Here is an 8,318-nt window from a genome sequence, read left to right as displayed (position 1 = left end):
CCTTCAAGATAGTTTACTGTTTTTTTCATTAAGCGTCTCCTTTAAGTCTTAATAGACTATTCTCTCCCCCTAGAGAATAGTCGGGGCTCTATTGTTTATTAGGGTATTATGAATGAGGGTTAATCCTGATTGTTTTATCTTATTTTTATTTCTTTTAAGCTTTTATTTATAATGACACAAGAGGTTTTTAATCACAAAGAGATTTGTTTAAAGATATAGGAATGTTTTTATGGATGAGTTGTTGGTATGGGGGGGGGGGTTAAGAATCAATCTTTGTAATCATTACAGAAGCAATGGCTAATCCTGAATCATGCGTTACACTCACAGCAATTTCTTTTATCCTAAAATATTTCATTTTTTCTGGGATTAATTTCACTTCTGGAGCACCTCTAAGATCTTTATTAATGACAATATGTAAAAACCCAATCTCAGCACCAATCCCTACACCCAAAGCCTTAGAAATAGCCTCTTTAATTGCCCAAAACGAAGCTAAACGCTCAAAATTAAGACTTTGATCAGATTTGAGACAAAGATTTTGTTCTTCAATAGAGAGAAAGCGATCTAAGAAATGTTTCCCAAATCGCTTATAAGATTTTTGAATACGCGAGATACTTGTAAGATCGATTCCAATCATTGAATGATAAATTCTGAGAAAAGAATGCTTTTAATATAGCCATCCACTATATAAGTATTAATCTCTTGGACAATCTCCTCTTTAAGCTTATCTCTTCCTTTTGGGGTTGAAATTTCTTCAAAAGTTTTTGAAGACATCACACGAATAATAATATCTTTAATAAGAAGAATTTTAGTTGTAACTTCTTTTTGAAGTTCAGGTGAAGAAAGCTCTAAAGCGATTTGAGCCTTCACATAGCGTCTTCCATTTTGCCCCATAAGATTGACAACAAATGGTTCAGGGATCACAAAAGTTGGTCCTAATTTTACAAAATCTGATCTTTGCGTAACCCCTCTTTGCTGCTCTGTACTCTCTTTTGTTTGACTTGCTTCACCTTCGGCTGGAGCTTCTTTACTCCCGCCCAAAAAAATAAACACAATGATAACAATTGCTAAAATTAAAAGAACTAAAATCCCCACAATTGCGATGATTAAACCCTTATTACTCTTTTTCTCTTCCTTGATTTCCTCTTCTGCCATCTTAGACTTCCTTTACATAATAGCTTAATGTGCTTTTTCCAAATTTTCTAGACTTGATTATACAGAAATTCCCCAAGTTTTTTGGCATTTCATACTCACTGAGATGCTCAAAAATCACAAGATTGAGATAAGGATTAATGATGCGCTCCACTAGAGAAAAACATTGTATATAAACATTTTGCATATTTTCTCTAATGCAAAATGGGGGATCAAGATATAAAATCCCCTTCTTCTGAATTTTCTCAATCACAGAATGTAAAAGCGTAAAACTATCACCCTGCAAAACCTCTGTTTTCTCATCTCTTAATCGAGTGAGGTTTTTTTTTAAAATCTGCAAAGCTTGCTCATCTTTTTCTATAAATATGGCTTCACTTGCCCCTCGACTCAATGCTTCAATTCCTACAGAACCACTTCCACCAAATCCCTCAATAAAGACTCTTCCTACAATATCATTTTGTAAAACATTGAATAATGATTCTTTTAAAATTGCTTTTGTGGGTCGTGTTGTTGTAGCCTCGAGCATTTCTAACCTCATCCCCCTATATTTTCCTCCAATGACTTTAAGCATACTCATTTGTATTTTTTAATCACCTGTAAAAATTTATCACTAAATTCCATGAGCAAGGCCTGAATCTCTTCTTTGAGTTCATCATCACTCCGTGCATTTCTTGCTATGCTAGAGGCAGACCTTTTGCATTGTATTTGATAAAAAGCTTCTAAATCTCCAATCAATCTCTCTGGAATAAAGGGCAGGGTCTTATTTTTTAAACAAAGACGATACACAGGCTTTGGCCCTCTTTCTAAATAATCACTGATGACAAAATCACACTCCATCACATCACACAAATAGCTTGAAAGATAAAAACGTAAAGAATCTTGAAGTAAGAGGGATTGACACTCTAAGGCAATTTTCATTGACTACTCCATTTTTCTTATAATTTTACACAATATTGAGTGGATCTATATCAATCTCACACTTTTCATATCCACTTAATTCTCTTACACACTTAAGTAAGGCACTCACACTCTGTGAACGTAATAAAATCATATAACGATACTGGGTTTTAATCTTACAAACTAATGCACTACTCCCAACAGCATATACACCATATGGATTATTTTGGGCAATTTGCAAAACTTTTTGCATATTCTCTTGTGCTTTTTTTTCTTGCTTATGGGAGAAAGTTAATGTTGCTAAACGCACAAAAGGAGGATACAATCCTTCACGAAAGTGCAACTCATCTTCTAAAAAGTCCTCATAAGTATCATAAGAAAAAAATTCAGCATTAAGGGTTTGTAATATCACTTCCCCATCATGCTTTCTCCCTCCCCTCCCCTTAATTTGAAAGAATAATGACTGAACCCTCTCCCTTGCACGATAATCTCCACTTTTTAATACATAATCAAGCCCCATAATCACTACCAATGCCACATTGTGATAGTCATGACCCTTGCTAAGCATCTGTGTCCCCACTAAGATGTCAATCTTTTCTTCTTGAAATTCTCTAAGAGTTTTTTCAAGCTGCTTTTGTGTTTTAATATGGTCGCGATCAAAAATCTCAATACAATAATCTTTAAAAATCTCACCAAGCTCTTGAGCGACCTGAACTGTCCCGATACGTTTTGAGAGAAGATGTGAACCCCCGCAACTAGGGCAAGTATGCACAAGGGCTTGAGAGTATCCACAATAATGGCACTGCATTTTATGCTCTCTAAGATGCAAGCTCATTCCAACACTGCAAAAAGGACATTGGATTCCCTCTCCACAATCTGCACAAATGATAGATTTAAAATTTGCCCTTGTGGGCAAAACGATCATCACCTGCTTATGCTGCTTGAGTGCTTTTTGAATATGAGTAATGATACTCTGTGTAAGCTCTGAGGGCTCATTAAGTGTAAGAAGCGTATTATGAGAATTAAAATGCTTGGGGAGAGCAAAAATTGCATTTTGTTTTTTTGCCAAATAATAACTATTCAAGCTTGGAGTAGCCGAGCCAAGGATTAAAGGGAAGTGAAAAGCTTTGCTCATATATATTGCTAAGTCTCTTGCATTATATCGTAGGGAAGTTTGAGATTTATAAGAATCATCATGCTCCTCATCAACAATAATCAATCCCAAATCACAAAAAGGCAAAAATAAGGCACTTCTTGTGCCAATAATGAGTCTGATCTCCCCTTTTTCTATCTTCTCTAAAAGTTTTTTCTTCTTAGATTGGGAGATTTTAGAATGCCACACTCCCATATATTCCCCAAAGACCACTTCTAATCTTGTTTGCATTTGAGGAGTTAAGGCAATTTCAGGGATTAAAAACAAGCATTGTTTCCCCTCAAGGAGTTTTTGTAAGATCAAATAAATATACACCTCACTTTTCCCACTCCCTGTTTCTCCAAAAAGAAGGGAAAATTGCCGATGCTTCATTGCTTTGTAAACCTGATTTTGGATCGAAGAAAGAGTGAGCGCAGGTTTTAAGGATAGAGAAGATAGAGGAAGAATGCAATGGGATGAAAAAGATTGAAAGAGTGCAAAGCTTTTGCCAAGAGAGGTGCAATAGTATTGTGCAATAAAATAAGCTAGATCTATTTGCATTTCAGAGAAAAAGAGATTTGTACAAACAAGCTCTTTGCACTGAAATTCTGGTTTTTCAACCTCGCAAATCACTACGCCAAGCACATCTTTATGTCCCAAAGTGCATCTTATAATCTCACCCTTATTCAAAGGTGAGTAGGAATAATAAGTAAGCAGTGGAGAATAACTATCAAGAATAGCAATTTGATAGTAATTACAGATGTTCAAGCTTGTCACAAAGCTCCTCAATTTTAGTTTGTTGTTTTTTAATTTCTTCTTGAAGCTGAAGATTTTTTTCACTCATTCTACTTTCTGCCTCAATAGAAGTAATTAAAAATGAAAGAGTATCTTCAATCGTAACAGATTCCTTACCTTCAAAAAATCTTCTTAATATCCCTTGTGTTTTTTGTGAGACAACTCTAGTGGGGAGAGCAAAGACCCTTGTCCCATCTTTACTTTTAATTGTTGCCTTGATTGTCTCTTCCATTTTTATCGCTCCAATGCTCCCTCAACACGACTAAAAAGTGCTTCAAGTTTAGAATCTTCACTGCTTTGACGTGCCAATAAATCAGAAAGCTCAACTTCTTTTTTTCTAAGAGTTTCTTCTAAAAGTTCATTTTGTATTTCAAGCTCTTTAATGGTTTGTTTTTGATCTTCAATTTTTTGACAAAGTGCATCAATTTTGCTGATAAGTTTTTCTAAAGCTGACATAAAATCCCCTCAAATAATAATGTAAAATAATATCTGATGATTTTACCATAATGCTTTGAAACTCTAGGGGGTTTATACTTTTTGTCTGCAATAAATTCAAGTTCAAAAGAGGAAGAATGAAATCTCTTCACCACACTATCAAATCTAGAAAAAAGATTGCCTCACTGCTGGTTTATGGAGGAAGTTTTGACCCCATTCACTTGGGGCATATCTATGCACTAAAAGTCGCACTTAAAACTCTAAACCCTACACTCTGCCTACTTATTCCTGCTTTTATCAATCCCTTTAAATCTCATACCACTTTCTCTTCCCATCAAAGAGTAAAATGGCTTAAACGTGCAATCAAGCAAAATATTAAAAATCACAAAGTCTCCCTTTGCCTTTTTGAAATCAATCAAAATAAACCCACCCCCACAATCCTCACACTCCGATATCTTAAAAAACACTACAACATCTCAAAACTCTATTTCCTTGTAGGGGCAGATAATGCTTCACATTTGCACACTTGGGATAAGTTTAATGAGCTTAAAAACTTGGCTGAATTTATTTTTCTTACACGCAAAAGTTATATTTTACCTCCAAACTTCCCCTACAAAACCCTTACACTCGATATTCCTGTCTCATCAACAGAAATTAGAAATGGAGAGAAAAAAGAATTTTTGCCTAAATTTTTGCAAGGCTTAAGATAGAATCTAAAAAATCAGAATTTAAGGAAATATAGTGGAAAAACTTATCACAACAATCACTCAGCTTTTAGATGAAAAAAAGGCTGAAGATATTGAGGTAATTGACCTTAGGGGTAAGGATTATATTACAGATTATGTCGTAATTGCTACCGCACTTGTAGGTAAGCATTCTTTTGCTCTCCTTGACACCCTAAAAACCAACCTTAAAGCTCAAGGTGTAGAGTTTTATGGAACTGAAGAAGAGAGTGAGGATTGGATTATTGCCGACCTTGGAGACGTGATGATTCATATCTTTACAGATACACACAGAAAAAAATTTAATCTTGAGGAATTTCTCAAAACCTTAGGAAAACCCCAAAATCTACCTTCCTCACTTTAATGGCTATCCTCTAGCCTACTTAAAAGATTTAATACAGCTATAACTAGCTTTTTGGTGCTAGAGGATAGATTTACCAATCAATCTTGCATAAGTCATCCCCATTCTTTCTCTTTTTTTTATTTGATTAAAGTATTATAATTTCTAAGTAAAACACAACCTAGTTTAAGGAGCAAATTATGACACTGCAAGATTTTAAAGCATTTGTTGAACAAACTCAAAATTCTAGCTCTTATCGCAAACCTCTTGGGTTTGGAATCTGTCGCTCAGAGTTGGGTAAAAAAAGTGGAAAAACCCTATGTGCAACTTATCCTGTGCTTAATTGGGAAGAAAATTTTGGAAGCTTTGCTGTATTTCTTAAAGCTTCACAGAGTGCTATCCCTCTAGCTCAAAGTGAGAATGAAGCAATTTTTGGGATTAATGAAGAATTTATCTTTGAAGCTTTAGAGATTTTTGCTCCTTATATGCCAGAGGCTCTTTCTTGTTCTACCCATCCTAATATCAAGGTTTTATTAGAACTTAAATACGCCTATGATAGAGGGGATCTTTATACTCGAGGAGGAAAACCTCGCTATAGATTATGCATCCTTTATAAAGATGCTCAATGTGAGAGTGTGGAAAGTGCGTATATGAAACTCCTTGCTCTCTCACTTGGAAAAGCACCTTTAAGAAGTCTAGTGCTTGATGGAATCTTTGGTTTGCTTGAAAATGTTGCTTGGAGCGGAAATCAACCTTATGAGCTAAATTATTTGAGAGAAAAAGAAATTGAACTAAAAATGAGAGGTGAATATCCCGCTATTGACTTTGTTGATAAATTTCCTCGCTACTTAATGCAAGTTATCCCTCAATATGACAATATCCGCCTCCTTGATAGTGCCAAAACTCGCTTTGGAGCTTATCTTGGAAGTGGAGGATATACACAAATGCCCGGAGCTTCTTATGTGAATTTCAATGCTGGAGCTATGGGAGCATGCATGAATGAGGGAAGAATCTCAAGCTCAGTGATTATTGGTGAGGGCACAGATGTAGGAGGTGGTGCAAGTATTTTAGGAGTGCTTAGTGGAGGCAATAATGATCCTATCAGTATTGGAAAAAATTGTCTTTTAGGAGTAAATAGTGCCACAGGAATTAGCCTAGGAGATGGATGTATTGTTGATGGCGGGATTGCGGTTTTAGCTGGGACAATCTTTGCTATTACTCAAGAAGAAGCTCAAAAGATTAAATCCATTAATGCAGATTTTCAGATCAAAGAAAGTGGACTCTATAAAGGAAAGGAACTTTCAGGTAAAAATGGTATCCACTTTAGAGCAGATTCGCAGACTGGTAAAATGATTGCTTTTAGAAGCAATAGAGAAATCAAACTTAATACGGATTTGCACTAAAAAAGGAACAAGTCTTGCTTTACTATTCAAAAAAGTTTTAGAACTAGGAGTTTGATATGCTAAGGATTGCATTATTAGGGATTATTTTTTGTGGAATGAGCGTATTTGGAGCAGAGGGTGATACTCAAGCACCTACCCCCCAAACACCTCAAGACAATGCTCAAAGTGCTCAATCTCCACTACCCCAAGTTGCTCAAAATACGCCACAAGCCACTCAACCTGCACAACCCCAAGAAGCACAACAACCTCTTAAAAAAGGGGAAAGGGATCCTAATATTTCATTCCCGCCTAATGCATCTATCCCAAAAACAACACGTGATATCGCTCCAACCTATCCTGATAATTTTAAGCTTGAAAAATTTCAGGCTGTGCCTACACTCAATGCTGCAATAGATCTGGCAAAACAAGGAAAGATGAAACAAGCCCTTAAACTCTTTAAGCAATCTTGCAATGAAGGAAATCCTGCTGGATGCTTTGGATCTGGATTGATGCATATGTATGGACAAGGCACAATCAATAATCAAGAAAAGGCTGTAGCATATTTTTTTGAAGCCTGTGCTGGAGGAGATAGTGTAGCTTGTACAAATCTAGCAATTGCTTATGATGAGGGAACAGGTGTAAAAGTCGATAAAGAAAAAGCACTTCAATATTTTCTTGTGGGTTGCGAAGGAGGAGATAGTGCAGGATGCAATAATGCTGGATGGATGTATGCTAATGGCGTAGGCACTCCCAAAAATTACTACCAAGCACTTAATTCTTATAATAAGTCTTGCAATCTTGGAAGTGAGCTTGGTTGCTATAATCTTGGCCTTATGAGCAATACTTACAATGTCTATGGGATTGATAAAGATCGTTTAGGCGCAATTGATATGAATTATATTGCTTGTTCTCAAGGAGATATGGTAGGTTGTGCAAACCTTGGTTATCTTTATGCAACAGGTGATGCTGGAACACCAGTGAACTATTTTAATGCTGCAAGATACTTTGATATGGCTTGTCTTGGAGGGGTGATGAGTGCCTGTAATAATATGGGGGTTTTATATGATAATGGACGAGGGGTCTTACAAGATAAACTTAGGGCAATGGAGCTCTTTGCCTATGCTTGCCAAAATGGTTTTGAAACAGCATGCCAAAATTACAGAATCAGCAATTCCAATTCCGCAGGGATTAGAATGTTTGGGAGGTAGTTTCCTTCCTTACACTCTCTAGCTTATTAATACCTCTCCCATAAATCAAATCTCTCCCTCAGATCTGAGGGATCAATGACTTTAGAATACAATTAACAATTCTGCAATGAAACCTCTTAGATAAATCTAAAAGATTATAAAAATTAGAAGAAAAATTCAAAATTTTATGAACATCTCTGTAAATTTTAGTGTAAGATTGATTAATTTAAGATTTGATTTTGTCTAAGCTTTTATTTAGGTTGCCTTTAAAAAAAGGAG

General features: G+C 35.8%; 11 protein-coding genes. 4 read left to right on the top strand and 7 right to left on the bottom strand.

Annotated elements, in window-relative coordinates; genetic code table 11:
- Nucleotides 1-259: 259 nt before the first annotated feature.
- The 7 genes from acpS to CQA62_RS06595 are packed head-to-tail and all read right to left on the bottom strand — an operon-like array spanning nt 260 to nt 4,429.
- Complete coding sequence (gene acpS, locus CQA62_RS06625) at nt 260-634, bottom strand: holo-ACP synthase (RefSeq protein ID WP_104725169.1); 375 nt, start codon at nt 632-634, stop codon at nt 260-262.
- Nucleotides 631-1,152 (bottom strand): flagellar basal body-associated FliL family protein, encoded by a 522-nt coding sequence (locus tag CQA62_RS06620; protein ID WP_104725168.1) that lies wholly within the window; start codon nt 1,150-1,152, stop codon nt 631-633. Before CQA62_RS06620 ends, acpS begins: the two co-directional genes overlap by 4 nt.
- 1 nt (nt 1,153) lies before the next feature.
- On the bottom strand, nt 1,154-1,726 hold the full coding sequence (rsmD, locus tag CQA62_RS06615; protein ID WP_104725167.1) for a 16S rRNA (guanine(966)-N(2))-methyltransferase RsmD: 573 nt from the start codon (nt 1,724-1,726) through the stop codon (nt 1,154-1,156).
- The gene (locus CQA62_RS06610; protein ID WP_104725166.1) at nt 1,723-2,067 is read right to left on the bottom strand and encodes a hypothetical protein; all 345 of its coding nucleotides are present in this window, start codon (nt 2,065-2,067) and stop codon (nt 1,723-1,725) included. The genes rsmD and CQA62_RS06610 overlap by 4 nt, the downstream gene beginning before the upstream one ends.
- Before the next feature lie 25 nt (nt 2,068-2,092).
- Nucleotides 2,093-3,955, bottom strand: coding sequence for a primosomal protein N' (locus CQA62_RS06605; RefSeq protein WP_232006823.1), 1,863 nt, complete (start codon nt 3,953-3,955; stop codon nt 2,093-2,095).
- Complete coding sequence (locus tag CQA62_RS06600; protein WP_104725165.1) at nt 3,933-4,205, bottom strand: hypothetical protein; 273 nt, start codon at nt 4,203-4,205, stop codon at nt 3,933-3,935. The genes CQA62_RS06605 and CQA62_RS06600 overlap by 23 nt, the downstream gene beginning before the upstream one ends.
- A 2-nt stretch (nt 4,206-4,207) precedes the next feature.
- Complete coding sequence (locus CQA62_RS06595) at nt 4,208-4,429, bottom strand: hypothetical protein (protein ID WP_104725164.1); 222 nt, start codon at nt 4,427-4,429, stop codon at nt 4,208-4,210.
- A 116-nt stretch (nt 4,430-4,545) separates the two neighbouring features.
- Between CQA62_RS06595 and nadD the strand changes: the two genes are divergently transcribed.
- The 4 genes from nadD to CQA62_RS06575 all read left to right on the top strand — a co-directional run bounded on the left by nadD (nt 4,546) and on the right by CQA62_RS06575 (nt 8,060).
- Entirely contained in the window at nt 4,546-5,118 is a 573-nt protein-coding gene (gene nadD, locus CQA62_RS06590) for a nicotinate (nicotinamide) nucleotide adenylyltransferase (RefSeq protein WP_104725163.1), read from the top strand.
- Nucleotides 5,119-5,149: 31 nt separating this feature from the next.
- Complete coding sequence (gene rsfS / locus CQA62_RS06585; protein WP_408609839.1) at nt 5,150-5,494, top strand: ribosome silencing factor; 345 nt, start codon at nt 5,150-5,152, stop codon at nt 5,492-5,494.
- Between the two features lie 176 nt (nt 5,495-5,670).
- Nucleotides 5,671-6,873 (top strand): 2,3,4,5-tetrahydropyridine-2,6-carboxylate N-succinyltransferase, encoded by a 1,203-nt coding sequence (locus tag CQA62_RS06580; RefSeq protein ID WP_104725161.1) that lies wholly within the window; start codon nt 5,671-5,673, stop codon nt 6,871-6,873.
- A 56-nt stretch (nt 6,874-6,929) separates the two neighbouring features.
- Complete coding sequence (locus tag CQA62_RS06575) at nt 6,930-8,060, top strand: tetratricopeptide repeat protein (RefSeq protein WP_104725160.1); 1,131 nt, start codon at nt 6,930-6,932, stop codon at nt 8,058-8,060.
- The last annotated feature ends 258 nt before the right edge of the window (nt 8,061-8,318 follow it).

It is taken from the genome of Helicobacter cholecystus, from assembly GCF_003364215.1.
Classification (GTDB): Bacteria; Campylobacterota; Campylobacteria; order Campylobacterales; family Helicobacteraceae; genus Helicobacter_G; species Helicobacter_G cholecystus.
The sequence above is the reverse complement of the archived record's forward strand: the minus strand, read 5'-3'. Positions and strand labels throughout refer to the sequence as shown.